Annotated in this window: 23 protein-coding genes and 1 pseudogene; 10 read left to right on the top strand and 14 right to left on the bottom strand. The window is 74.3% G+C overall.

Features of this window, described 5'->3' with window-relative positions:
- Positions 1-10 precede the first annotated feature (10 nt).
- Entirely contained in the window at positions 11-1,855 is a 1,845-nt protein-coding gene (locus tag K7G60_RS10885; RefSeq protein WP_225800620.1) for an ABC transporter ATP-binding protein, read from the top strand.
- A gap of 292 nt (positions 1,856-2,147) precedes the next feature.
- On the opposite strand, the gene K7G60_RS10880 is transcribed toward K7G60_RS10885, so the two are convergent.
- From K7G60_RS10880 to K7G60_RS10860, 5 genes are all read right to left on the bottom strand, one after another.
- Positions 2,148-3,248, bottom strand: a complete 1,101-nt coding sequence (locus tag K7G60_RS10880; protein ID WP_225800619.1) for an NAD(P)-binding domain-containing protein — start codon at positions 3,246-3,248, stop codon at positions 2,148-2,150.
- Positions 3,249-3,308: 60 nt separating this feature from the next.
- The gene (locus K7G60_RS10875) at positions 3,309-4,520 is read right to left on the bottom strand and encodes an LLM class flavin-dependent oxidoreductase (protein WP_225800618.1); all 1,212 of its coding nucleotides are present in this window, start codon (positions 4,518-4,520) and stop codon (positions 3,309-3,311) included.
- Positions 4,520-5,551 (bottom strand): ABC transporter substrate-binding protein, encoded by a 1,032-nt coding sequence (locus K7G60_RS10870; protein ID WP_225800617.1) that lies wholly within the window; start codon positions 5,549-5,551, stop codon positions 4,520-4,522. The genes K7G60_RS10875 and K7G60_RS10870 overlap by 1 nt, the downstream gene beginning before the upstream one ends.
- Positions 5,552-5,660: 109 nt before the next feature.
- Positions 5,661-6,395: an ABC transporter ATP-binding protein gene (locus tag K7G60_RS10865; RefSeq protein ID WP_225800616.1), complete on the bottom strand. Its 735-nt coding sequence runs from the start codon at positions 6,393-6,395 to the stop codon at positions 5,661-5,663.
- Positions 6,368-7,228 (bottom strand): ABC transporter permease, encoded by an 861-nt coding sequence (locus K7G60_RS10860; protein WP_225800615.1) that lies wholly within the window; start codon positions 7,226-7,228, stop codon positions 6,368-6,370. The genes K7G60_RS10865 and K7G60_RS10860 overlap by 28 nt, the downstream gene beginning before the upstream one ends.
- A gap of 750 nt (positions 7,229-7,978) precedes the next feature.
- On the opposite strand from K7G60_RS10860, the gene K7G60_RS10855 reads away from it, so the two are divergent.
- Positions 7,979-9,991: a prolyl oligopeptidase family protein gene (locus tag K7G60_RS10855; protein WP_225800614.1), complete on the top strand. Its 2,013-nt coding sequence runs from the start codon at positions 7,979-7,981 to the stop codon at positions 9,989-9,991.
- A 9-nt stretch (positions 9,992-10,000) separates the two neighbouring features.
- Here the strand turns inward: K7G60_RS10855 and K7G60_RS10850 are convergent, their stop codons facing one another.
- On the bottom strand, positions 10,001-10,984 hold the full coding sequence (locus K7G60_RS10850; protein ID WP_225800613.1) for a LuxR family transcriptional regulator: 984 nt from the start codon (positions 10,982-10,984) through the stop codon (positions 10,001-10,003).
- A gap of 160 nt (positions 10,985-11,144) precedes the next feature.
- Between K7G60_RS10850 and K7G60_RS10845 the strand changes: the two genes are divergently transcribed.
- Positions 11,145-12,557: an aminopeptidase P family protein gene (locus tag K7G60_RS10845; protein WP_225800612.1), complete on the top strand. Its 1,413-nt coding sequence runs from the start codon at positions 11,145-11,147 to the stop codon at positions 12,555-12,557.
- 216 nt (positions 12,558-12,773) lie between these two features.
- On the top strand, positions 12,774-13,334 hold the full coding sequence (locus K7G60_RS10840; protein ID WP_225800611.1) for an STAS domain-containing protein: 561 nt from the start codon (positions 12,774-12,776) through the stop codon (positions 13,332-13,334).
- Here the strand turns inward: K7G60_RS10840 and K7G60_RS10835 are convergent.
- Positions 13,265-13,975, bottom strand: coding sequence for a response regulator transcription factor (locus K7G60_RS10835; protein ID WP_225800671.1), 711 nt, complete (start codon positions 13,973-13,975; stop codon positions 13,265-13,267). The genes K7G60_RS10840 and K7G60_RS10835 overlap by 70 nt on opposite strands.
- A 2-nt stretch (positions 13,976-13,977) precedes the next feature.
- Positions 13,978-15,303 carry a histidine kinase gene (locus K7G60_RS10830; protein WP_225800610.1) on the bottom strand — a complete coding sequence of 442 codons (1,326 nt, stop codon included), beginning with the start codon at positions 15,301-15,303 and terminating at the stop codon, positions 13,978-13,980.
- Positions 15,304-15,506: 203 nt separating this feature from the next.
- Between K7G60_RS10830 and K7G60_RS10825 the strand changes: the two genes are divergently transcribed.
- Genes K7G60_RS10825 through K7G60_RS10815 form a run of 3 tightly spaced genes read left to right on the top strand, consistent with a single transcriptional unit; the run spans position 15,507 to position 19,138 of the window.
- Positions 15,507-16,208 (top strand): ABC transporter ATP-binding protein, encoded by a 702-nt coding sequence (locus K7G60_RS10825; RefSeq protein ID WP_225800609.1) that lies wholly within the window; start codon positions 15,507-15,509, stop codon positions 16,206-16,208.
- 41 nt (positions 16,209-16,249) lie between these two features.
- Entirely contained in the window at positions 16,250-18,679 is a 2,430-nt protein-coding gene (locus tag K7G60_RS10820; protein WP_308080681.1) for an FtsX-like permease family protein, read from the top strand.
- A 27-nt stretch (positions 18,680-18,706) separates the two neighbouring features.
- Positions 18,707-19,138 (top strand): PadR family transcriptional regulator, encoded by a 432-nt coding sequence (locus K7G60_RS10815; RefSeq protein ID WP_225800608.1) that lies wholly within the window; start codon positions 18,707-18,709, stop codon positions 19,136-19,138.
- Between the two features lie 265 nt (positions 19,139-19,403).
- Here the strand turns inward: K7G60_RS10815 and K7G60_RS10810 are convergent, their stop codons facing one another.
- The 4 genes and pseudogenes from K7G60_RS10810 to K7G60_RS10795 all read right to left on the bottom strand — a co-directional run bounded on the left by K7G60_RS10810 (position 19,404) and on the right by K7G60_RS10795 (position 21,724).
- Positions 19,404-20,186: an SDR family NAD(P)-dependent oxidoreductase gene (locus K7G60_RS10810; RefSeq protein ID WP_374115621.1), complete on the bottom strand. Its 783-nt coding sequence runs from the start codon at positions 20,184-20,186 to the stop codon at positions 19,404-19,406.
- A gap of 74 nt (positions 20,187-20,260) precedes the next feature.
- Positions 20,261-20,983 carry an HAD family hydrolase gene (locus tag K7G60_RS10805; RefSeq protein WP_225800607.1) on the bottom strand — a complete coding sequence of 241 codons (723 nt, stop codon included), beginning with the start codon at positions 20,981-20,983 and terminating at the stop codon, positions 20,261-20,263.
- Between the two features lie 10 nt (positions 20,984-20,993).
- A pseudogene (locus K7G60_RS10800) lies at positions 20,994-21,151 on the bottom strand (IS481 family transposase); the annotation flags it as partial.
- Between the two features lie 24 nt (positions 21,152-21,175).
- The gene (locus K7G60_RS10795; RefSeq protein WP_225800606.1) at positions 21,176-21,724 is read right to left on the bottom strand and encodes a hypothetical protein; all 549 of its coding nucleotides are present in this window, start codon (positions 21,722-21,724) and stop codon (positions 21,176-21,178) included.
- A 127-nt stretch (positions 21,725-21,851) separates the two neighbouring features.
- Here K7G60_RS10795 and K7G60_RS10790 point away from each other — a divergent pair, with 127 nt between their 5' ends.
- Positions 21,852-22,430 (top strand): isochorismatase family protein, encoded by a 579-nt coding sequence (locus tag K7G60_RS10790; RefSeq protein ID WP_225800605.1) that lies wholly within the window; start codon positions 21,852-21,854, stop codon positions 22,428-22,430.
- Positions 22,431-22,516: 86 nt separating this feature from the next.
- Complete coding sequence (locus tag K7G60_RS10785; protein WP_225800604.1) at positions 22,517-22,876, top strand: helix-turn-helix transcriptional regulator; 360 nt, start codon at positions 22,517-22,519, stop codon at positions 22,874-22,876.
- 42 nt (positions 22,877-22,918) lie between these two features.
- Here the strand turns inward: K7G60_RS10785 and K7G60_RS10780 are convergent, their stop codons facing one another.
- The gene (locus tag K7G60_RS10780; protein ID WP_225800603.1) at positions 22,919-23,449 is read right to left on the bottom strand and encodes a carboxymuconolactone decarboxylase family protein; all 531 of its coding nucleotides are present in this window, start codon (positions 23,447-23,449) and stop codon (positions 22,919-22,921) included.
- A 201-nt stretch (positions 23,450-23,650) separates the two neighbouring features.
- Complete coding sequence (locus K7G60_RS10775; RefSeq protein ID WP_225800602.1) at positions 23,651-24,463, bottom strand: AraC family transcriptional regulator; 813 nt, start codon at positions 24,461-24,463, stop codon at positions 23,651-23,653.
- A 12-nt stretch (positions 24,464-24,475) separates the two neighbouring features.
- On the opposite strand from K7G60_RS10775, the gene K7G60_RS10770 reads away from it, so the two are divergent.
- A complete protein-coding gene (locus tag K7G60_RS10770) occupies positions 24,476-24,961 on the top strand; it encodes a DUF2000 family protein (RefSeq protein WP_374115620.1) in 486 nt (161 codons plus the stop codon).
- The last annotated feature ends 326 nt before the right edge of the window (positions 24,962-25,287 follow it).

The following is a 25,287-nucleotide window of genomic DNA, read 5'->3' as shown; positions in this document are numbered from 1 at the left end:
GAAGGAGCCCATGCGCCCCCACGACCAGTCCGACTGGACGCCACCGCCCCGCGACTCCGGCCAGCCCAAGGAGCCCGCCCAGGTGCGGCGGATCCTGCGGCTCTTCCGCCCCTACCGCGCGCGCCTCGCGCTCGTCGGCCTCCTGGTCGGCGCCGCCTCGCTCGTGTCGGTCGCTTCGCCGTTCCTCCTCCGGGAGATCCTGGACACCGCGATCCCCCAGGGCCGCACCGGGCTGCTCAGCCTGCTCGCCCTCGGCATGATCGCCACCGCCGTCCTGACCAGCGTCTTCGGCGTGCTCCAGACCCTCGTCTCGACCACCGTCGGCCAGCGCGTCATGCACGACCTGCGCACCGGGGTCTACGAGCAGCTCCAGCGGATGCCGCTCGCCTTCTTCACACGGACGCGCACCGGTGAGGTCCAGTCCCGCATCGCCAACGACATCGGCGGCATGCAGGCGACCGTGACCTCCACGGCCACCTCCCTCGTCTCCAACCTCACCGCCGTCGTCGCGACCGTCGTCGCCATGCTCGCCCTCGACTGGCGCCTCACCCTCGTCTCGCTGCTCCTGCTGCCGGCCTTCGTCTGGATCAGCCGGCGCGTCGGCCGCGAGCGCAAGAAGATCACCACCCAGCGCCAGAAGCAGATGGCCGCCATGGCCGCGACCGTCACCGAGTCCCTCTCGGTCAGCGGCATCCTGCTCGGCCGCACCATGGGCCGCGCCGACTCGCTCACCCGGTCCTTCGCCGAGGAGTCCGAGCGCCTCGTCGACCTCGAGGTGCGCTCCTCCATGGCGGGGCGGTGGCGGATGTCCACCATCGGCATCGTCATGGCCGCCATGCCCGCCCTGATCTACTGGGCCGCCGGCATCGCCCTCGGCTCGGGCGGCTCGGAGATCTCGCTCGGCACGCTCGTCGCCTTCGTCTCGCTCCAGCAGGGCCTCTTCCGGCCCGCCGTCAGCCTGCTCTCCACCGGCGTGCAGGTGCAGACCTCCCTCGCGCTCTTCCAGCGCATCTTCGAATACCTCGACCTGCCCGTCGACATCACCGAGCCCGACGAGCCGGTCCGGCTTCCGGAGATCCGCGGCGAGGTCTCCTTCGAGAAGGTCGAGTTCCGCTACGACCCCGAGGGGCAGGACCGCCCGACCCTGGAGGGCATCGACCTGACCGTCCCCGCCGGCGGCAGCCTGGCCGTCGTCGGCCCCACCGGCTCCGGCAAGTCCACCCTCAGCTACCTGGTGCCCCGGCTCTACGACGTCACCGGCGGCCGCGTCACCCTCGACGGGGTCGACGTGCGCGACCTGGACTTCGACACCCTCGCCCGCGCCGTCGGCGTCGTCTCCCAGGAGACGTACCTCTTCCACGCCTCCGTCGCCGACAACCTCCGCTTCGCCAAGCCGGACGCCACCGACGAGGAGATGGAGGCCGCCGCGCGCGCCGCCCAGATCCACGAGCACATCGCCTCGCTCCCCGAGGGGTACGACACCCTCGTCGGCGAGCGCGGCTACCGCTTCTCGGGCGGCGAGAAGCAGCGCCTCGCCATCGCGCGCACCATCCTGCGCGATCCGCCCGTGCTGATCCTCGACGAGGCCACCAGCGCCCTCGACACCCGGACCGAGCACGCCGTGCAGCGCGCCATCGACGCCCTCTCGGCCGGCCGCACCACCATCACCATCGCGCACCGGCTCTCCACCGTCCGAGAGGCCGACCAGATCGTCGTGCTGGAGGCGGGCGGGATCGCCGAGCGCGGGACGCACGAGGAGCTGCTCGCCCGGGACGGACGGTACGCGGCGCTGGTCCGCCGGGACGCCCGCACCGAACAGGCGAACGCGGGAGCGGTTGTTCCCCAGAACGTGTGATCGTTCCGGGATTCGTTGCCCGGCTCCCTCACGGCATCGGATGATTACGGAGTGCGAGCGACGGGCTGCAGACCGCGACCGCACACGTCCCACTGATGCACCTGTACGAGGAGAAGCACCACCATGAACGTCATCACCAACCTGCTCGCCGGCGTCCTCCACTTCCTGGGCTGGCTCGTCTGACGATCGCAGTGCCCGGCGCCGTCGGCCCCCCGTCCCAGGGGACCGGCGGCGCCGCCGCGTGCGCGGCCTCCCGGATCCGCGCGGGGCCGCGCGGCACCGGACGGGCGGCTCAGGCGGTCGGCGCGGCGACCCGGTCGCGGCCGAGGAGACGGCGGATCTCGGAGACGGCCGCGCGACCGGCCCGGTTGGCGCCGATCGTCGAGGCCGAGGGGCCGTAGCCGACGAGGTGGACGCGCTCGTCGCGGGCCGCGCGCGTGCCCTCCACCTGGATGCCACCGCCCGGCTCGCGCAGCCGCAGTGGCGCCAGATGGTCGATCGCTGCCCGGAAACCGGTCGCCCACAGGATGACGTCCACGTCGACGGTCCGGCCGTCGTCCCAGGCCGCCCCGGTGGGGGTGATCCGGTCGAACATCGGCAGCCGGTCCAGGATCCCGCGCGCGCGTGCGTCGCGGATCGCGTCGGTCAGGGGAAGCCCGGTGACCGAGACGACGCTCTGCGGCGGCAGTCCGCGCCGCACCCGGTCCTCGACCAGGGCGACGGCCGCGCGGCCCTCCACCTCGCCGAACGGGCCCTCGCGGTAGACGGGCTCGCGCCGGGTCACCCAGAAGGTCTCCGCGGCGACCTCGGCGATCTCCATGAGGTGCTGGGTGCCGGAGGCCCCGCCGCCCACGACGAGCACCCGCTTCCCGGCGAACTCCCCGGGGCCCGGGTAGCCGGAGGTGTGCAGCTGACGGCCCCGGAAGGTCTCCTGTCCGGGGTAGCGCGGCCAGAACGGACGGTCCCAGGTGCCCGTCGCATTGATCAGGGCCCGGGTCGCGTACACGCCCTCCGAGGTCTCGACCCGGAGCCGGCCGCCCTCGCCCTCCCGGACGGCCGTGACGTCGACGGGCCGGTGGACCCGCAGGTCGAACGTCCGCTCGTACGAGTCGAAGTACGCGCCGATCACCTCCGAGGAGGGACGCGAGGGATCGGCACCGGTCAGCTCCATGCCCGGCAGCGCGTGCATCCCGTGCACCTTGCCGTAGGTGAGGGAGGGCCACCGGAACTGCCAGGCGCCGCCCGGGTCGGGAGCGTGGTCCAGGACGACGAAGTCCCGGTCCGGCTCCAGACCGGTGCGCCGCAGGTGGAAGGCGGCGGAGAGCCCCGCCTGGCCGGCGCCGATGACGACGACGTCCACCGTCCTGACCTCTTCGAACCCGAAATCGTTCACGCTTCCACCAACCGGGGCGGGGGTGCGGTTCTTCCCCGCCCCCGCCCCGGTCGCCGCCTCTTACCGCCCGCCGGGCACGAGCAGCGGCGCACCGCCCGGCGCCGAGGCCGGACGCCCGTTCACCGCCGGGACGCCGAGCAGCGGGGAGGCGGGAGCCGACGGCAGCAGCCCGCGCGCCGCCAGCTCGGGCGTCACGCCCTCGCCGAACCAGTACGCCTCCTCCAGGTGCGGGTAGCCGGACAGCACGAAGTGCTCCACCCCCAGGGCGTGGTACTCCTCGATCCGGTCCGCTACATCGGCGTGGCTGCCGACCAGCGCGGTCCCCGCCCCGCCCCGTACCAGACCGACGCCCGCCCACAGGTTCGGCGAGATCTCCAGCCGGTCGCGGTCGAGCGAGCCGCCGCCGTGCAGCGCCAGCATCCGCTGCTGACCGACCGACTCGCTCCGGCCGAGCAGCTCCTGCGCCGCGGCCACCGTCTCCGCGTCGAGATCGGACAGCAGCCGGTCGGCCGTCGCCCAGGCCTCGCGCGCCGAGTCCCGCGAGATCGTGTGCAGCCGGATCCCGAACCGGACCTGCCGGCCGCGCTCCTCCGCGAGCCGCCGGATCCAGTCGATCTTCTCCTTCACCTGCCACGGAGGCTCGCCCCACGTCAGGTACACGTCCGCGTGCTCCGCGGCGACCGGACCGGCCGCCGCGGACGAGCCGCCGAAGAAGATCTCGGGCAGCGGGTCCGGCGGCAGCGCCGTGAGCCCGCCCTCGATCCGGAAGTGCTCGCCGGTGAAGTCGAACGGCCGCCCGCCCCACACGCCCCGCACCACCGAGAGGAACTCGGCCGTGCGCGCGTACCGCCGGTCGTGGTCCAGACGGTCGCCGAAGCGGCGCTGCTCGGCCGAGTCGCCGCCGGTCACGACGTTGAGCAGCAGCCGGCCCCGGGTGATCCGCTGGTACGTGGACGCCATCTGCGCCGCGAGCACCGGTGAGATCACCCCCGGCCGGAACGCCACCAGGAACTTCAGCCGCTCGGTGTGCTGGGCCAGCGCGACCGTCGTCAGCCAGGCGTCCTCGCACCACGTGCCGGTCGGGGTCAGCACGGCCTCGAAGCCCAGCCGCTCGGCCGCCTTCGCGATCTGGACGAGGTAGTCGATGTCGGGCGCGCGCACCCCGGACACGGTCCGGTCCCGGGTGATCCCGCCGTCCGTGTAGGCGTGCCGGTCGACGAGGGTCCGGCCGTCGCCGCCGGTCGGCAGGAACCAGTGCAGGTGGACGGTCATCAGGAGGCCTTTCCGAAGCTGCGCGCCGGGGTGGTGGACGGCGGCAGGTCCTTGTTGAAGCGGGTGTCGACGTAGTCGGCGAAACGGAACGTGCGGGGGATCAGCTTCAGCGCGGCGAAGGTGTCGGCGATCTGCTGCTCGGAGGCGATCGCCGCGTCGTCGAGGGCGACGGGGATCCGTGTCCCGTTGCTGCGCTTCACGGCGGCGAGCGCCACCTCGTACGGCAGCCCGGTCTCCTTCGCCCAGGCCCTCGCCCACTCCTCGGGGTGGTCGAACACCCAGCCCTGGGCGCGGCGCAGCCGCTCGACGAAGTCGCCGACCGCCTTCGCCTTCTCCCGGTCGGCCAGTGCCGAGGGGGCGGCGACCTGGAAGCCGAGGCCGTTGACGACGCCGCGTCCGTCGGTCAGTACCCGGCCCTTGCCGCTCAGCAGGACCTGGGAGGTGTACGGGTCCCAGACCGCCCAGGCGTCGACCTTGCCACCGCTGAACGCGGCCAGGGCGTCGGCCGGCTGCAACAGGCTGACCCGCACGTCGTCCAGGCCGAGCCCGGCCCCGCGGAGCGAGGCGATCAGCTGGAAGTGGGCGGAGCTGCCCTGGGCGACGGCGATCCGCTTCCCCTTCAGGTCCCGCGCGGTGCGCAGCGGCGAGTCCTTCGGGACGAGGATCGCCTCGCCCGCGGAGTCGCCGTGCGTCGCGGCGACCACGGTGATCTTCGAGCCGGCGCCGGCCGCGAAGACGGGCGGGGTGTTGCCGACGGAGCCGAAGTCGACGGCTCCGGCGTTCACCGCTTCGAGCAGCGGTGGGCCGGAGGTGAACGTCGACCACTTCACCCGGTACGGGAGGTCGTCGAGTTCACCGGCGGCGCGCAGCAGGGCCTCGGAGCCGCCCTTCTGGTCGCCGACGTTCAGGACCAGGGAGCCCTTGCCGTCGGAGTTCGAGGCGTCACCGGCCGCGGAGGCGCCGGAGCAGGCGGAGGCGAGCAGGGCGAGCGGCACGAGCAGTGCCGCGGCGGACAGGCGGAAGGACTTCACGTTCGTCTCCTCGGGGAGGGGGCAGCGGGATGCATCGGTGTGCCGGTGTGCCGGTGTGCCGGTGTGCCGGTGTGCCGGCGGGGCGGTGGGGTGGTGGGCGGTGCGCCGGTCAGGTCGTCGTGCTTTCGGCGAACTCGCCCTCGGTGACGCCGAGTTCGGCGAGCAGTCGGGTGCGGAGCGCGGCGAGCGCGGGATCGCCGGGGGAGCGGGGACGGTCGAGGCCGACGGCGGTGTCGTACGCGATCACGCCGTCCCGCATCACCAGCGCGCGGTCCGCGAGCAGCAGGGCCTCGTCGACGTCGTGCGTGACGAGCAGGACCGTGCAGCCGCGCCGCTGCCACAGCTCGGCCACGAGCCGCTGGGCCTTGATCCGGGTCAGCGCGTCGAGCGCGCCGAACGGCTCGTCGAGCAGCAGCAGATCCGGATCCCGTACCAGTGCCCGGGCGAGCGAGGCGCGTTGGGCCTCGCCGCCCGACAGGGTCTTCGGCCACGCCCCCGAGCGGTGGGCGAGCCCCACCTCCGCGAGCGCCTTCTCCGCCACCGCCCGGTCCGGCGCGCCCGGCAGCCCCAGCAGCACGTTCCGCCAGACCTTCTTCCAGGGCATCAGGCGCGGCGCCTGGAAGGCGACCGCGCGGCGGCGCGGCACGAGGACCGTGCCGGAGATCTCCCGGTCGAGGCCCGCGAGGACCCGCAGGAGGGTCGACTTGCCGCAGCCGCTGTGCCCGAGCAGCGCGGTGAACTGCCCCGCGCGCAGGGTCAGATCGAGCCCGTCGACGACGGGGCGCCCGTCGAAGGAGCGGGTGAGGCCCTGGACGGTCACTGCCCCGTGAAGGTCGGTCGCCATTGCAGCAGCAGCCTTTCGAGAGTACGGACGAGGGCGTCGGCGAGCAGGCCGAGGAAGGCGTAGACGACCAGGCAGACGACGATCACGTCCGTGCGGAAGAACTCCCGCGCCTGGTTCATGAGGAAGCCGATCCCGGCGTCGGCGTTGATGGACTCGCCGAAGACCAGCGCGAGCCAGGCCGTCGCCAGGGAGTAGCGCAGCCCGGTCATCGCGCCGGGCAGCGCGCCCGGCAGGACGACGTGCCGGACCAGTCCCCACCGTCCGAGCCCCAGGGACTCGCCCGCCTCGACGAGCCCCGCGTCGACGCCCCGGATCCCGGCGTACACGTTCAGATAGAGGTGGAAGGCGACGCCGAGGGCGATCAGCGCCACCTTGGGCGCCTCCCCGATCCCCAGCCAGATGATGAACAGCGGGATGAGCCCGACCCACGGCACCGTCCGCAGCATCTGCACGGGGGCGTCGACCAGGTCCTCTCCGAGCCGCGAGAGCCCGGACACCAGGGCGAGCGCGATCCCCGCCACCCCGCCGAGCAGCAGCCCCACGGCGACCCGGCGCAGCGAGACGCCCATCGCGGTCGGCAGCGTCCCGTCGCCGACCAGCTCACCGGCGGCCCGGGCGATGGTCCCCGGCGAGGCCAGTACGTCCGCCGGCAGCACCCCCGCCGCACTGCACGACTGCCAGAGGAGGAGCAGCAGCACCGGGCCCACGGCGCGGCGAAGCCAGCGCGGAACGGACGGGCCGCGGCCCGGTCTGCGGGCGGGAGTCAGGGCCTCGACGTCCGGCAAAGGCGATATGTCGGGCGGAGAGGTGGGAGGGGCATGGTCGACCGTCATGACGGACTCCGGGGGAGAGGGAGGTGGAGGTACGCCTCAGCGGCCGTGGGCGCGGAGCGGACACGCGCGCACGGCGATCAGGGCGCCAGGGGTGTGAAGGGGTGAAAGGGCGTCAGCAGCCGCGGCAACAAGCGGCGGAGGCCACCCGCAGCAGGTCGATGTGACCGCGCGTGGTGAGCAGGGCTGTACGCGACATGGCGCGAACGTAGCGGCCGACACGCCCCGGGTCAACGGTGTCTCGGACCCTGGACGCGCGATTCCCGGTCCGGGGCGCCGGCCGGGCGCTCCTCGCCCGCCGAACCGACGTGCCACCGTGCCCCGCACGTGATGACCACGTCCTGGTCTCCAACTGGCCGGGGAGATCCGGACAGCAGACGCACGACGGGGGCAGGGCATGTCATACCGGCGCGCGGCGACACCCGCACCGGTCGGCGGGCTGCTGCCCACCGCGCTCCTGTGGTGGGCGGGGGGCCGGTGCCGACGTGCTGCACCCGCCGGACTCCAGCGCCGGCCGATCCCCTGGGCGTACGACCCGCCGGCCTCGGCGACGGCATCCCGGCCGCCCCGACCTGCGGCCTGTCGGCCGGTGTCCTCGCGGCCGCGATGCTCCGGCTCTCCCCGCGGGGCGCACCGAACCCCGCCTCCTGAGCCGCCGTGCGGCACCAGGTCCCGGCCCGGAGCGCACCCTCCCGAACGCACCCGGCCGGCGGCGCCCGCACCCCGGCGCGGCCGGGCCTGCACAATACGGGGGTGAGCGACGACGACCCGTACCTGTGGCTGGAAGACATCTCCGGCGAGGCCGCCCTCGCGTGGGTGGCCGAGCGGAACGCCGAGACGGCGGACGCGCTGGCCGCCGACGCCGGGTTCGCCCCGCTGAAGGCGCGCCTGAGGGAGGTGCTCGACGCCTCGGACCGCATCCCGTACACCGTGCGGCGCGGCGCGTACCTCTACAACTTCTGGCGCGACGCCGAGCACGTGCGCGGGGTGTGGCGGCGCACGACCCTGGAGCGGTACCGCAAGGACGAACCCGAGTGGGAGGTCCTCCTCGACGTCGACGCGCTCGCCGCCGCGGAGGGCGAGAAGTGGGTGTGGGACGGGGCGCGGGTGCGCCGTCCCGCGTACGACCGGGCTCTGGTGCGGCTCTCCCGGGACGGCGGCGACGCCGTCGTCGTCCGCGAATTCGACCTCGGGACACGGGAGTTCGTCGCGGACGGCTTCACGGTGCCGGAGGCGAAGACGCGGATCGGGTGGATCGACGCCGACACCGTCTTCCTCGGCACGGACACCGGACCGGGCTCGCTCACCGACTCCGGCTACCCGCGCACCGTCCGGCGCTGGCGGCGCGGCACGCCGATCGAGGAGTCCGAGCTCGTCTACGAGGCCGAGGACACCGACGTGTCGGCCTGGGGGTACCACGACCCCACCCCCGGCTTCGAGCGGGACTTCGTCGGCCGCTCGCCGGACTTCTTCCGCAGCGAGACGTACCTCCTGCGGCCCGACGGCACGCCCGTCCGCGTCGACGTCCCCGACGACGCGCTCGTCGAGGCCCACCGAGAGCATCTGCTCGTCACCCTGAAGTCCGACTGGCTGGGACAGCCCACCGGCTCCCTCCTCGCCTTCGGCTTCGACGCCTTCCTCGCGGGCGACCGCACTTTCGAGGTGCTGTTCACCCCGGACGCGCGGACGGCCCTCGCCGGGCACTCCTGGACCCGGCACCACCTGATCCTGGAGACGATGCGGGACGTCAGCGCCCACGTCGAGGTCCTCACCCCGGGCCGCGACGGCGCCGGCTGGACGCGCACCCCGCTCGTCGGCGTCCCGCCGCTGTCCGCCGTCGGCGTCGTGGACACGGACCCGGACGTCTCCGACGAGTACTTCCTCGACGTGTCCGGCTTCCTCCAGCCCTCCAGCCTCCACCGCGGCCGCATCGGCGGCGACACGGAGGTCCTCAAGCAGGCCCCGGACCGCTTCGACACCGCCGGCCTCACGGTGGAGCAGCACTTCGCGACCTCTCCCGACGGCACCCGCGTGCCCTACTTCGTCATCGGCCCCGACCACGCCGTCACCGGCCCCGGCCCCACCCTGCTCTACGGCTACGGCGGCTTCGAGGTCTCCCTCACCCCCTACTACGGAGCCGTCACCGGCCGGGCGTGGCTGGAGGGCGGCGGCACGTACGTCATCGCGAACATCCGGGGCGGCGGCGAGTACGGCCCGGACTGGCACCAGGCAGCGCTCGGCGCGCGGCGGCCGCGCGCCTTCGAGGACTTCGCGGCCGTCGCCGAGGACCTCGTCGCGCGGGGCGTCACCACCCCGGACCGGCTCGGCGCGTCGGGCGGCAGCAACGGCGGCCTGCTCATGGGCGCGATGCTCACCCGGTACCCGGAGCTCTTCGGGGCGATCGTCGCGCAGGTCCCGCTGCTCGACATGACCCGCTTCCACAAGCTCCTCGCGGGCGCGTCCTGGATCGCCGAGTACGGCGACCCGGACGATCCGGCCGACCTCGCCCACCTGCGCGAACTCTCCCCGTACCACCGGCTCGCGGCCGACCGGGCCTACCCGCCGGTGCTCCTGATGACCTCCACCCGCGACGACCGCGTCCACCCCGGCCATGCGCGCAAGACGGCGGCGAGGCTACGGGAACTCGGCCATCCCGTGCTGTTCCACGAGAACACCGGCGGCGGCCACGCGGGCGCCGGGGACAACGAACAGGCCGCCCACAACAGCGCCCTCGTGCACACCTTCCTCCGGCGGCACCTGACCTGACCGGACGCGTCAGAGCCAGCCCTGGCGCTGCGCCTGCAGCGCCATCTGGAAGCGGCTCGTGGCGCCGAGCCGGGCCATGAGGACCTGGACGCGGCGGAAGAGCGTGCGGCGGCTGACCCCGATCTCCCGGGCGATGACCTCGTCGCTCGCGCCGCCCGCGAGCAGCCGCAGCAGCCGGCGGTCGGCCGGCAGCAGCCCGGCCGGCCGCACGGAACGGCCGTGCAGCGGCAGCGCGCTCTGCCAGGTCTGCTCGAACAGCGCCACGAGCGCCGACAGCAGGCCGCACGGCTGCACCACCAGCATGCTGTTGTGCACGTCGGCCTCCTTGATGGAGAGCGAGACCATGGCGTACGCCTCGTCGATGATCACCAGCTTCACCGGCACCGACGGCAGCACCCGCGCCTGCTCACCCGCCTCCACGCAGGGCTCGATCGCCTCCTCCAGCTGTCCCGGATACTCCAGCGACGCCTGCGAGTAGACGACCCGCTGGGTCACCCCGCGCGCCAGGGTCGCGAGGGCGTCGTCGGTGGCGCTCGGCAGCGGGAAGTACGGGGGAGAGTCCAGCTGCCGGATCTCCTCGCGCGCGCTGGCCCAGGCGTGCCGCATGCGGGGGCCCACCGCGTCCCCCGTCACCACCTCCACGAGGTCGTCGTGGTAGGCGGCGAGCCGCTGCCGCCGGAACGACTCGAAGGCGCCGCCGACGGTGATCCGCGACTCGTCGAGCTCGGCCGCCCGGTGCCGCCCCAGGATCTCCAGGCCCGCGGCGGGCGGCACCGGAGCCACCAGGTCGGGAGCCTGCACCGCGGGACTCGCCAGGCCCGCGTCGACCAGTTCCCCGTACGCCGCGGACAGCTCCGCACCGTCGAGACCGGCCGCGGAGCCGATCGCGCTCAGCGGTGCGGGACCGAGGTCCAGGAGCCGGATGTAGACCCGGCGGGCCTCGTCGCCGATCCCGAGCAGCCGGAGCGCCTCACCGAGCTTCGCGTTCGCCATGGACCGCATTATCGGTCCGCCCCCGCCGCCCGCACCGCCCGGGGTGTGGCCGATCCGTGCCACTGACCGATCCGGGCACCCGGCGGGCCCGGCGCGGAGTACCGTCCGGGTGCCGTCGACGAGCGGCGGCCGAGAACGTACTTGGAAGAAGGTGCAGGACGTGGCGATGGGTCGCAAGAACGGCCTCTACAACGGCGTCTCCGAAGAGCTTTCCGCCCTGATGAGGACGGGGTGGGCGGACACCGAGCGGCACGACCTCGAACCGGCCGAGCAGGCCCCGTACGCGGCCGAGCGCCGTGCCGCGCTCTCCGCCCTCTTCCCCGGTGAGCGTCTGATCGTCCCCTCGGGGAACCTCAAGTACCGCTCCAACGACGACAACTACCCGTTCCGCCCGTACTCCGGCTACGTGCACATGACCGGCGACCAGGCCCGTGACGGCGCGCTCGTCCTGGAACCCCGCGCCGACGGCGGCCACGACGCCTACTGTTACCAGCTGCCCCGCGACAGCCGCGACAACGACGAGTTCTGGATCGGCTACACCGCCGAGCTGTGGATGGGCCGCCGCCGCTCCCTCGCCGAGTCCGCGACCGTCCTCGGCCTGCCCTGCCGCGACGTCCGCACCATCGCCGAGGACCTGGCCGCCGGCTCCGGCGTGCCGACCCGGATCGTCCGCGGCGTCGACCCGGCCCTCGAAGCCGCCGTCACCACCGACGAGGAGCGCGACATCGAGCTGGAGGGCGCCCTCAGCGAGCTCCGGCTCGTCAAGGACGAGTGGGAGCTCGGCGAGATGCGCAAGGCGGTGGACTCCACCGTGCGGGGCTTCGTCGACTGCGTCGCCGAGCTCTCCCGGGCGATCGCCTCGTCCGAGCGGTGGATCGAGGGCACCTTCTTCCGGCGCGCCCGCCTGGAGGGCAACCACGTCGGCTACGGCTCGATCTGTGCCGCCGGCGACCACGCCACGATCATGCACTGGACGGACAACGACGGCCCGGTCCGCCCCGGCGAGCTGCTCCTCCTCGACGCCGGCGTGGAGACGCACTCCCTCTACACCGCCGACGTCACCCGCACGATCCCCATCAGCGGCACCTTCACCCCGGTCCAGCGCCAGGTGTACGACGCGGTGTACGAGGCCCAGGAGGCGGGCATGGCCGCGGTGAAGCCGGGCGCCCCGTACCGCGACTTCCACGAGGCCTCCCAGCGTCACCTGGCGGCCCGGCTCGTCGAGTGGGGCTTCATCGAGGGCCCCGTCGACCGCGCGTACGAGCTCGGCCTCCAGCGCCGCTTCACCATGGCGGGCACCGGACACATGCTCGGTCTGGACGTCCACGACTGCGCGCAGGCCCGCACGGAGGAGTACGTCGACGGCGTCCTGGAGCCGGGCATGGTGCTCACGGTCGAGCCCGGCCTGTACTTCCAGCCGGACGACCTGACCGTGCCCGAGGAGTGGCGCGGCATCGGCGTCCGGATCGAGGACGACCTGGTCGTCACCGAGGAGGGCCACGAGAACCTGTCGGCCGGTCTGCCGCGCTCCTCGGCCGAGGTCGAGGCGTGGATGGCCCGGTTCGCGGGCTGAGCCTCCCGCCGGCTCGGAGGAGGGGCCGTCCGCGTGAACGCGCGGACGGCCCCTCCGCCGTCTTCGTCCACATGTCCGGGTCACGTACGCCCGAACGAGAGAAAGAGGGGCGGATCTTCACCGATTCAGGTGACAGCGGTCGAGGCGAAACGTCCCTCCCGGCGACGGGACGGCCACGCTCGACGTGACACATGGAGCCACCCTGTGGAGCGTCCGATGCAGTTGATCCCCCGTCACGACCCGTACCTCGTCGTCCGCTCGACCGGCGGTCTCACGGTCGCCGCCCTCCGGGGCGAGCTCGACCTCGTCCTGGTGCGGCACCTGCGGCCCGAGCTCGACGCCCTCGTCAGGGAGTCCGACGCCCTGACCGTCGACATCCGGCGCCTCTCCTTCTGCGACGCCACGGGACTGGGGCTCCTCGCGCACTGCGCCGGGCGCATGCACCGGCGCGGTGCGCGCTGGCGGCTCGTCTGCGACCAGCCGTGGATCCTGCGGCTCATCCGGCTGACCGCGCTGACCGATGTCCTCCGCCCCGAGCCGGGGCCACCGGACCTCCTCGACCAGCCGGACGCGGCCGTCGGCCGGCCGGATCCGTTCGGAGAGCCGGACCTGCTCGGTCGGCCGGATCCGTTCGGACCGCCGGGTCCGGAAGGCGGGTCGCGCCCGGCGGGCCTGCCGGACCCCGTCGGCCTGCCGCGTCCGGTCGCTCAGCCCGCCCCGCCCAGGCCGGCGGTTCCGCTGCCGTCCGAACCCGGCGTGACGAGACCCGTCTCGTAGGCGGCGATCACCGCCTGGGCCCGGTCGCGCAGCCGGAGCTTCTGGAGGATGCGGGCGACGTGCGTCTTCACCGTCGCCTCGCTCAGCCGGAAGCGCGCCGCCAGTTCGGCGTTGGTGTGGCCGCGCGCCAGGGCCTCCAGGACCTCCAGCTCGCGCGGGGTGAGCGTGGCCAGTTCGCGGTGCGGGGCGGGCCGGGACCCCGCACCCGTACCGGGCGCGGCGAAGCGCTCCACCAGGCGCCGCGTGATCGCCGGGGCGAGCAGGGCGTCCCCGGAGCGGACGAGCCGCACCGCCGCCGTCAGGTGTTCGGGGGTGACGTCCTTGAGCAGGAAGCCGCTCGCGCCCGCCGCGAGCGCCGCGTACACGTACTGGTCGAGGTCGTACGTGGTGAGGACGACGATCCTCGGCGGCGCCGTCTCGTCCGCGAGGATGCGGCGCGTGGCCTCCAGGCCGTCCGTGCCCGGCATCCGGATGTCCATCAGGACCACGTCCGGCCGGGTCCTGCGGACCGCCGCCACCGCCGCGTCGCCGTCGGCGGCCTCCGCGACCACGTCGATGCCGTCGGCGGCGAGGATCATCCGGAAACCGGTCCGCACCAGCGCCTGGTCGTCGACGATCACCACGCGCGGGGCGTCGGCCACGGTCACGGAACCTCCCACGGAATCACCGCACGGACCCGGTATCCGCCGTGCGGGCGGCTGCCGGCGTCGAGCGTACCGCCGTACACCGCGAGCCGTTCCCGCAGGCCGAGCAGCCCGTGGCCCCCGCCCGGCTCCGCCGTCCGCAGCCGGCGCCCGCCCGTGTCGGACACCTCCACCCGCAGCCGGTCCGTCCCGTACTCCACCGTCACCGACACCCGCGCGCCGTCCGCGTGCTTCACCGCGTTCGTCAGCGCCTCCTGCACCACCCGGTACGCGGCCAGGTCCACCCCCGCCGGCAGCTCCACCGGCACGCCCCGCACGGCCACCTCCACCGGCATCCCGGAGGAGCGCACCCGGTCCGTCAGCTCCGTCAGACGGCCGAGGCCGGGCTGCGGGGCGAGCGCCGCGTCGGCGGCCGGACCGGGACCGTCCGCGGCCATCGTGAGCAGTCCCATCACGTGCCGCAGTTCCGACATCGCCGTCCGCCCGGCCGCCTCCACCGCGAGCATCGCCTCCCGGGCCTGCTCCGGCGAGGTGGCCAGGACCGTGCGCGCGGCACCGGCCTGGATCGTCATCATGCTCACGTTGTGGGTGACCACGTCGTGCAGCTCCCGGGCGATCCGGGACCGCTCCGCCTCCACCGCCCGGCGCAGCGCCGCCTCCTGCTCCGCGCGCAGCGTCCGCTCCCGCTCCCGCCAGAGGTGGACGCCGTGCGAGGCGAGGGCGAGCGGCAGCAGGACGAGGACGGGCACCAGGTCGCCGTCGACGTCCGGGACCAGCGGGAAGACCGCGTAGAGCAGCGCACCGGCCAGGAGCGAGACCGCCACCGACTTGCGGTGCGGGCTGTACATCGCCGCGCTGTACGCCGCGACGAGCCCCGAGGCGAAGGTGATCCGCGTGGCGTCGTCCGCCGCGTCCCCCAGGTGCAGGACCACCGCGGCGACCGTCACCACCCAGTAGACGGCCAGCGGGAAGCGGCGCCGCAGCACCAGCGGCAGCGCGGTCAGCACCGCCGCCACCATCTCCCAGGCCTCCACCGGCGGCAGCACGTGCTCCACGGCGGGCACGGGGCGCGGCCCGTCCGGAACCCCCGGCAGGTCCGGGAGGGCGGGCGGGGACGGGAGCTGCCCGGGCACGGGCGTCTTGCTCCCGATCAGATCGGGCCGGAGCTCCACGTACGAACGGTTCAGGTTCCCGACGATCGTGGCGACCGCGAGCGACAGCGCGAGCAGCCCGTCGGCCGTCCACGCCCAGCGGGACAGCGGGGGCGGCGCGCCGATGGTCCGCGACCCGCGTATCCGGCCCATGAATTCCTCGTACCTGCTCACCGGGGCAGTGTGCCAAGTGGGGACGCCGGGCCGAATCGGCCCTGAGGACCAGGGCACCGTCCCCGCGGCGTACATCGCGGGGACGACCCGCCCGTGCCTCCTCCGCACACGGTACGGATCTTCGCCACCACGGCCGACGCGCCCCCGGCCGGACCCCTCCTAGCGTCGGGGCGACCCCGTCCCCCGCGAGCCCTGGAGGGCCCATGACCCCATCCGAAGCCGAGCCCCTCATCGAACTGAGCGAGGTCGGCAGGACGTACGAGGACGGGCCTGCGGCGCTCGCCGGTCTCGACCTGCGGGTGGCGCGAGGGGAGTCGCTCGCCGTCCTCGGCCCCTCCGGCAGCGGCAAGTCGACCCTGCTCAACCTCCTCGCCGGCCTGGACCGGCCCAGCACCGGCCGGGTGACCGTGGACGGACTGCGCGTCGACCGGCTGAGCGAGACGGCCTCCGCCCGCTACCGGCGCAGCCGCATCGGCATGGTCTTCCAGTTCTTCAACCTCCTCGACGACCTCACCGTCCTCGACAACGTGCTGCTCCCCGCCCAGCTGGCCGGGACGCCCCGCGCCCGGGCCTCGGCGCGCGCCGCCGAACTCCTCGACCGGCTCGGCGTCGCCCGGCACGCGCGCGTGCACCCCGGCCGTCTCTCCGGGGGCGAGCGGCAGCGCGTCGCCGTCGCCCGCGCCCTGATGAACCACCCCCCGCTGCTCCTCGCCGACGAGCCCACGGGAGCCCTGGACACCGCGTCGGGCGCGGAGGTCCGCGACCTCCTGCGTGCCCTCAACGCCGACGGCCAGACGATCGTCCTCGTCACCCACGACCTCGCGCTCGCCGAGGCCTGCGCGACGCGCACGATCGAACTCGTCGACGGCCGCGTCACCCGCGACGTCCCGGCGGTGGCCCGGTGAGCGCGCGCCCCGCCGGCACGGGCCGAGCGCGCGGCGGGCCCGTGGGCGCGCATTCCCCCGCCCCGGGTGGCGGGAGCGGCGGCGGGCCCGCGCGTGCGCGGTTCCTCGCCCCGAGCGGCGGGGCCCTGGGCCGCGTCGTGCGCGCCGGGATCGGGCGGCGCCGTACGCAGACCGCCGTGATGGTCCTGACCACGCTGCTCTCCGTCGCCTCCGCCGTCCTCGCGCTCGGCCTCCTCGTCGCCTCCGGCGCCCCCTTCGACCGGGCCTTCGCCCGGCAGCACGGTGCCCATCTGACCGTGCTGTTCGACGGATCGGCCGTCACACCGGAGCGGCTCGCCGCCACCGCCCGCGCGTCCGGGGTGGCCGCGGCCTCGGGCCCCTTCGCCGTCACCTCCCTGCGCCTCGACGCGGACAGGGCGGCCCCGCCCGGGTTCGCACCGCCCCCGCTGACGGTCGTCGGCCGGGCCTCCGCCGCGGGACCCGTGGACGCGGTGGGCCTGACGGAGGGCCGGTGGGCCTCGGCCCCCGGCGAGATCGTCCTGGAACGCGGCTCCGTGCCGCCGGCCTCCGGCCTCGGGACGCGACTGTCCGCGGAGGGCGCCGCCCTCACGGTGGTGGGCATCGCCGAGTCGGCCGGCGAGAGCGCCGACGCCTGGGTCGTGCCCGGGCAGCTCACGGCGCTCACGGGCGGCCGGCCCCACGCGCTCCAGATGCTCTACCGGCTCACCACCGCCGACACCGCGGCCGACGTGACGGCCGGCCGGAAGGCCGTCACCGCCGCCGCACCGGCCGGAGCGGTCACCGGCAGCCGTTCGTACCTCGACGTGCGGGAGACCGCGCGCCAGAACACGGCCGCCTTCGTGCCCTTCGTCACCGCCTTCGCCCTCCTCGGCCTGGCGATGTCGGTCCTCGTCATCGGCATCGTGGTGAGCGGCGCGGTCGGCGCCGCGACCCGCCGGATCGGGATCCTCAAGTCCCTCGGCTTCACCCCGCTCCAGGTGGGCCGCGCCTACGTTGCCCAGGCCCTCGTCCCGGGAACCGTCGGGGCCGTGCTCGGCGTCGCCCTCGGGAACGCGCTCGGCGTCCCCCTCATGGCGGAGGTGGCCGAGGTGTACGGCACGGCGGAGGTCCTCATTCCCGCCTGGGTGGACCTCGTCGTACCGGCCGGAGCCCTCGTCCTCGTGGCCGGCACGGCCTTCGGGCCCGCCCTGCGCGCCGCCCGTCTGCCGACCGCGACGGTCCTGCGCATGGGTCCCGCCACCGGCGGTGGCCGGGGGCGCGCGATCCGCGGCCTGCTCGGGCGTCTGCCGCTGCCCCTGCCCGTCGTCCTGGGCCTCGCCGCGCCGTTCGCCCGCCCCGCGCGCGCGGCGAGCACGGCCGCCGCGGTGACCTTCGGAGCCCTCGCGGTGACCTTCGCCGTCGGACTCGGCAGCACCCTCGTCGCCGTCAGGACCGACGGCGATCCGGACCGGGGCGGCGACGTCACCGTCCACACGGTCGCCCCGCCCCGGGGGAACCCCGGCGATCCGGTGCCCCTGCCGGGCAGGCCCGCCGACCCGGCCGCCGTGGCGGCGGCGATCGCCGCGCTCCCGGGGACGGACTCGTGGTACCGGACCGCCCGCGCCCAGCTGGAGGTGGCAGGGCTCAAGGGAGGCGCGCCCGTCGTCGTGTACGAAGGGGACACGGCCGGCAGCCGCCACACGATGGTCTCCGGCCGCTGGTTCGGGGCCGCCGGGGAGGCCGTCGCGGCCACCCGGTTCCTGCGCGCCACCGGGGTCCGCGTCGGGGGCACGGTCACCCTCTCCGAACGGGGCCGCACGGTCCGGCTGCGGATCGTCGGCGAGGTCTTCGACCTGGGCGACGACGGCATGACCCTGCGCACCGGAGCGGCGTCCGTCGCCGCGCTCCGGGCCCGCCACCAGCCCGCCGAGTTCGCCGTGACCGTCGCCGCCGGCACGGACGCGGCGCGCTACGCGGAGCGCCTCGACGCGGCCGTGACACCGCTCGGGGCGGAGGCCGCCGTCACGGAGGGGAGCAAGTCGAGCGTCATCCGGGCGATGCAGGCCCTGGTCGTCATGCTGACCCTGATGATGGTCGTCGTCGCCTGCCTGGGCGTGCTGAACACGGTGGTCCTCGAGACCCGCGACCGCGTCCGTGACCTGGGCGTCTTCAAGGCCCTGGGGATGACCCCGGGGCAGACGGTCGCGCAGGTCCTCACGTCGGCCGGCATCCTCGGCCTCCTGTCGGGCCTCGTCGGCGTGCCGCTCGGCGTGGCCCTCCACGGCCGGGTGATGCCGGCGATGGGCCGTGCGGTCGGCACCACGATCCCGCCCGCCGACATCGACGTGTACGGGACGCCGCTGCTGGTGCTCCTCGCGACGGCGGGCGTCGTGATCGCGACGGCCGGCGCGCTGCTTCCGGCCGGCTGGGCGGCCCGCACGGCCACGGCGCGGGCGCTGCGGGCGGAGTAGGGCGGGAAGGGGGGATACGGTCGCCGCATGTCTGAAGTCCGGTTGACCACGCCCTCCTTCCTCGTGCTCGGCATCATCGACAAGCTGGGCGAGGCCAGTCCGTACGACGTGAAGGCGGAGGCCGCGCGGACGGTGGCCCCGTTCTGGTCCATGCCGCACGCGCAGGTGTACGCGCAGTGCGACCGGCTCCTGGCGGCGGGGCTGCTGTCGGAGGTACGGCAGCCGGGTGGCCGCAACCGGCGCCTGATGAGCCTCACGGAGGAGGGGACGGCGGCACTGCGCGGCTGGCTGTCCGACCCCTCCTTCGTGCCGGTCGAGGCCCGCGAACGGGGCGTCCTCAAGCTGTGGTTCGGCGCCAGTCCGCGCGTCCACGCGCCGATCCAGATCGACGAGCACCGCAGGGCCCTGGACGAGTACGAGGGACTGGCGCGGGACGTCGGCGAGCCGCTGACGCGCTGACAGCGGGAGGCGCTGGAGTTCGGCATCCGGTACGAGCGGATGATGGTCGATTTCTGGCAGTGGGCGGAGAGCCGGGAACCCTGATTCCGCCGCCGACCGCTCGTCACCGACCTCTTGTCGCCGACTGTTCGTCACCGTTCGTCACCGGCCACTCGTCCCCGACCGGTCGACCCCGTCGCGGTGACCGCGAGGCCCGGAGCCGCTCGCCGGCGGCCCCTCGGGCGGACCTCTCCCGTCCGCCCGACGGGCCGTCAGCTCCGGGATCTCAGATCGCGGTCAGCCCGCCGTCCACGGCCAGCGCGCTGCCCGTGACGAACGAGGCACGCGGGCCGGCCAGCCAGAGCGCGGCCTGGGCGACCTCCTCGGGATCCGCCATGCGCTTCTGGATCTGGCGCGTGACGAAGGCCTCCTCCAGGTGGGGGTGGGCCGCGATCGCCCCTTCGATGAGTTCGGTCCGGGTGCAGCCGACCACCAGGGAGTTGACCCGGATGCCGCGCTCGCCGTACTCGGCCGCGGCGGCCTTCGTCATGCCGATCACGGCGTGCTTGGCCGCCACGTAGGGCGCTCCGGCACCGGTCGCCACCACGCCCGCCGTGCTGGCGGTGTTCACGACGGAGCCGGATCCGTGGGCGAGCATCGCGGGGACCTGGTGGCGCAGGCAGTTCCACACGCCGCGCACGTTCACGTCCATCACCTGGTCGAAGACCGCGTCCTCGGTCTCGTGCAGGTCGGTGCCGGCCGTTCCCCAGCCGGCGTTGTTGAAGGCCACGTCCAGATGTCCGAACGTCTCCACCGCCGCGTCCACCACGCGGCGCACGTCCTCGGAGCGCGTGACGTCGCCCCGTACCGCCAGCGCCCGGCCTCCCCCGGCGTCGATCCGGGCGGCCAGCTCCTTCAGCTCGCGCTCGCGCCGCGCCATCAGCACCACGGCCGCCCCCTCGGCGGCGAACAGCCGGGCCGCCGCCGCGCCGATGCCGCTGGAAGCCCCGGTGATCATGGCGACCCTGCCCCTCAGCAGACCGCCCGTTCCACTCGTGCCCTCGTTCACCGCCCCATACCCCCTGTTTTCGTTTGATTCATGCGATTCGTGAGAGAAGGGAAAACCTGTGGGCCCACTCGCGCCTATGCCGGTGCGAGACCCTCGGTCGAAGGGGCCCAGACGCCGCCGGAGGCGGCCTCGGCGTCGACGGTGCGCAGCATCGCCTCGTCGATGGCGTGCAGCGAGTCCACGAGGTGCCGCACACCGGCGTCCTTCATCAGCTGACGCTGATGGCTGTGCTCGAAGGTGCTGGGGTGGCCGATGAAGGGAACGCCGAGTTCCTTCGCGCTCTCGGCGACGCGGGCCACGTCGTCGATGAACACCACCTGGTCGTAGGAGAGTTCGAAGACCTCGGTCGTGATCTCACGGATGCCGGGGCGGAAGTCGTTGGTGCACACGTACCCCGGACCGTCGAAGAGGTGCGCCCATTCCCCCAGGAAGCGGTCGAAGTGCTCCTTGCCCAGCCCTCCGTAGCAGATCGTGCTCAGCCCCAGGCCCCTCAGGCGGCGCACCAGGTCGACGGCGCCGTCGACCAGCCGCACCGGGTCCTCGCGCAGATGGGCGTCACGCTCGACGAAGTAGGCCTCCAGGGCCTGCTGCGCCGTCATCGGCACGTTCACCACGCCGGCCAGGTAGGCGCTGGCCGCCCGCTGGGGCTGGGAGAAGATGTTCCGCTCCACCTCGGCGGTGTACGTGCCGCCCCGGCTCACGACGAAGTGGTGGATGACCGGACTGAAGGTGTCGTTGAGCAACACGCCGTCGATGTTGAGCGCGGCGAGACGCAACTGTCTGAGTCCTGTGGACACGAGGTAACTCCTAGGTGTGTTGACCCGCGGCGTTGTGAACACGGGCGTCGGGCGGGTGTCCGTCGGGTGTAGTGCGGTGCGGCAGCGGTGGCGGTTGTGGGTGCGGAGGAAGTCTGCCAGGGCCGCTGTCCGCTCCCCGTTCGAGACGGGGGGCCGCGGGCGGGCCCACGACCGGGCCGATCCGGGCCGGGCTCATGGCCGCCGGCGCGGCGCTTCGTCGTCCGGGGTGTCCGGGCTCGCGAAGTGGAAGGGCACCGAGAGGCGTTCGGCCAGCGCCCGGCCCGCCGCCTGGGCGGCCGCGGCCGCCGGATGGAGCGACTTCGCGCCTGCCGCCTCGCCCAGGTGCCGTACGGCCGTCTCGTGGTAGATCGTGGCGAGGCGGTGCTCGGCGGCGGGTTCGGTGGAGACGGCCAGGAGGACCACGAACCAGTCGTGGACGGTGTCGCCGTCCCAGATCGCCTCGATCGCGGCCACCGGCCCCGGGCAGCCGGAGGCACGGGCGGCCAGCGACTCCAGGTCGAGGGGGCTGAGCGGGGTGCGCGCGACCCGGTCGCCGTGGTGGAGGTACCGGTCGTGGACGACCAGCTCCGCCCCGTGGAGTCCCAGACCACGGCCCCGGCAGACCTCCCAGACGATCCGCACCGCCCGGAACCGGCGGTCCTGGAGGACGTAGCCGTCGATCTCGTCGCGGACGCCCTCCGGCAGCAGCTCCCACCACTCGGACGTCGTCAACTCGGACATGCGGATCCCCCTTGCTCCCGACCCGTGAGGCTACCCGCAGGTCGGGGCGTGCGCGCGGGGGGTTCGCGGCCGTCCGGCGGGCCGAAACCCCGTGGCGGGCCGGGCCCGTGGACGTGATGATGACCGGATGACCCAGCGCGCGCAGCCCGTGGATGCCCTCATCGTCGTCGACGTGCAGTCGGCCTTCGTCACCGGCCGCGGGGCCGTGCCCGCCGCCGACCGGCTCGTCGACCGGACGACCGGACTGATCGCACGGGCCCGGCGGGACGGGGCGTTCGTCGTCCACCTGCAGAACGACGGGCCGCCCGGCGCCGAGGACGAACCGCACACGCCCGGCTGGGAGCTGCACCACCCCGTGGAGCCCGGACCCACCGAGCTCGTGATCCGCAAGCCCCACGACGACGGCTTCCAGGAGACCGCGCTGGGGGCCGTGCTCACCGGCGCGGGGGTACGGGCGGTCGCCGTCTGCGGCGTGATGTCGGAGATGTGCGTGCAGGCGACGGCCCGTACGGCCCTGGCCCTCGGCTACCGGGTCGTCGTCCCGCACGACGCCCACGCGACGCAGGACATCCCGGCGGTGCCGGGCATCGGCGGGGCCGTGCCGGCCGCGACGGTCTCCCGCGTCGCGGCGTACGCCCTCGGGGGCGACGCCGAGACCACCGTCACGGCCGCCGAGGTCACCTTCACGGCACCCCCGGCCTCCTGAGGCCGCGCACCGCTCGCCGCCCGCAGGGGCGAGGATGGGGGCATGGTGCAGAGTGCCGGGTCGACGCGAGGCGCGGGGTGGGTGCGATGAGGACGCCCCTCTACCGACGGAAGGCGGAGTTCTTCAAGACGCTGGGACATCCCGTCCGCATCCGGGTCCTGGAGCTGCTCAGCGAGCGTGAGCACGGGGTCGCCGAGATGCTGCGCGACATCGGCGTCGAAGCGGCTTACCTCTCGCAGCAGTTGGCCGTGCTGCGCCGGGCCGACCTGGTCGTCGCCCGGCGCGAGGGCACGGCCGTGTACTACGCGCTGACGAGCCCGCAGGTCGCGGAGCTCCTGCGGGTCGCCCGCACGATCCTCTCCGGCGTGTTCGCGGACCAGGCGGAACCCCGCGCCGGCCGCGGGGCCGCCGGACGGGCCCGGCCCCCCGGGGAGGCGGCTCCGTGAGCCGCCCGGGGGAGCCGCGAGGACGCCGGCCGGGACCGTCCGTCAGTCCTCGCGCCGCGGCTGGATGCCCGCGAGGAGGTTGAAGGCACCGGTGAGCAGGTTGAGGGTGACCACGCCGACCACTTCGGCGATCACCCGGTCGCTCCAGCCGTGCGCCCGCACCTCGGCGACGTCCTCGTCCGAGAGCGAACCCGGTTCGGCGAGGACCCGCAGGGCGAGGCCGATGAGGGCGGCCTCGCGAGGGTCGGTCGACGTGCCCTGGCGGGCGAGTTCGACGTCGGCCTCGGTCAGTCCCGCCGCGCGCCCGGCCTCTTGGTGCGCCTCGCGGCAGGTGCCGCAGCCGATCCACTCCTGGACGGCGAGGGACAGCTTCTCGCTCAGGGCGCGGGGGATCTTCACCCGCTTCATGGCGCGCGAGAGGCTGAGATAGCCGTCGAGCAGCGCGGGCGAGTGCGCCATCGTGGACACCATCTCGCCGGCGGAGCCGTGTCGTTCGACGATGTCGGTCAGCAGCTCGCGGGCGCGGCCGGGTGCCTGTTCGGGGGCGAGCGCGGTCAGTCTTCTCGTGGTCACGGAACCTCTCCTCTGTATACCCTTGGGGGGTATAACGTGGCGGGGCGGGTAGGGGTTCCCGAGCCGGACCGCCTCGATGCCGCCCCGGGGCGTCCCGGGCAGGATCCGGACCGGTACGGGACCCGGTGCGGGCCTCGCGCAGTCCGTCGAGCACCGCGGGCCCGGCCCGCGCGGCACGCGGGCCCGGCGTCCGCCGCTCGCTCACGAGAGCGGCGACGGGCCCCCGCGCGTCCGGGCGAAGCGCCCCGGGGTGGTGCCCACGATCCGCTTGAACGAACGGTTCAGGTGCGACTGGTCGCAGAACCCGGTCGCGGCCGCCACCTCGACCGGCGGCCGCCCGTCGAGCAGCAGGCGACGGGCCCGGTCGATCCGACGGGCCGTCAGGTACTGGTGCGGTGCGATGCCGAAGGCGCCGCTGAACGCCCGTACGAGATGAGCGGGGTGGGCGTGGAGCTGCCGGGCGGCCTCGTCCAGGGTCACGCCCTCGACGAGACGCGCGTCGAGGAGCTCCCGCAGGCCGTGCGCCACGCCGGGACCGGCTTCGCGCGCGGGCGTGACGAGCCGGGGCCGCAGATGGCCGCGCAGCCGCTCGCCGATGAGGGCGAGGCGGCTCTGCGCCTCCAGTTCGCCCCCCGGCTCCGCGAGCGCGGTGTGCAGCTGCCCGACGCGGCGCCGCAGCAGCGGGTCGACCAGGTCGGGCGCGTCGACCGCCGGACCGATGAAGCTCTCGTCCAGCTGGGTCAGGTCCAGGTACAGGACCCGTTTACGGAAGCCGTCGGAGGTGGCGGGCGAGCCGTTGTGCGGGACCTGCGGCGGGAGCAGGGACACCGTGTCGCCGGGAGTGCCGCGCTCGTGCCGGTCGAGGTCGTAGCGGACCGCGCCGTCGTCGACGATGAGCAGGGTCCACACGTCGTGCACGTGCATCGGGTACGCGTGCTCGGTGAAACGGGCGTGGAACACCTCCACGACGCCCGGTACGCGCGGGCGCCACGCCGAAACCTGCTGCCGGGTCACGTGCGGGCCACCATGCAAGGAATGTACAAGACCGCGCGGCGGGGCCGGCGGCAGTCTCGGAGCATGACGACGACCGACGACACGCCCGTACGTTTCGACACCAAGATCGCCGTGCTGCTGCGCGAGGACCTGGAGACCTGGCAGCGGCTGAACGTGACGGCCTTCCTGGTCAGCGGACTCGGCACGGAGCTCCCCGAGGTGATCGGCGAACCGTACGCCGACGCCGACGACACCCCCTACCTGCCGATGTTCCGGCAGCCCGTCCTGGTCTTCGAGGGGACCAGGGAGACGCTGACCGCCGCGCACGGCCGCGCCCTCTCCCGCTCGCTGCCCCGGGCGGTGTTCACCACCGACCTCTTCGCCACCGGCAACGACCGCGACAACCGCGCCGCCGTACGGGCCGTGGGCACGGGCCGGCTCGATCTGGCGGGCCTCGCCGTGTACGGGCCGCGCAACGCGGTCGACAAGATCCTCAAGGGGGCCCGGATGCACCCGTGAAGCCCCGCACCCGTGAAGCCCCGAGCGGCCCGGACCGCCCCTGAAACCCCAAGGGGGTCCTCGCACCCCTGAGGCCCCGGAGCGGGCCGTCGAGGAACGGGCCCGCGCCTTCCAGGCCCACGCCCGCACCCGACCCGTCATTAGCACCCGCACCCGCACCGGCACCGGCACCCGCACCGGCACTGGCACCGGCACCGGACCCGCGGCGTCCCCCGACCCGGGCGGGGGCAGCGGCCCCTACCGATCGGCCGCACTGCGCAGAGCCCGCCCCCGGCTCCTCGGCTAGGGTGATTCGGTAGGGATTGCGCCCCCCGGGGCCGGGCCGA

Origin of the sequence: Streptomyces sp. NK15101 (assembly GCF_020400725.1) — a bacterium.
Classification (GTDB): Bacteria; Actinomycetota; Actinomycetes; order Streptomycetales; family Streptomycetaceae; genus Streptomyces.
Note: the sequence above shows the minus strand (reverse complement) of the source record. Positions and strands in the feature narration are given on the sequence as shown.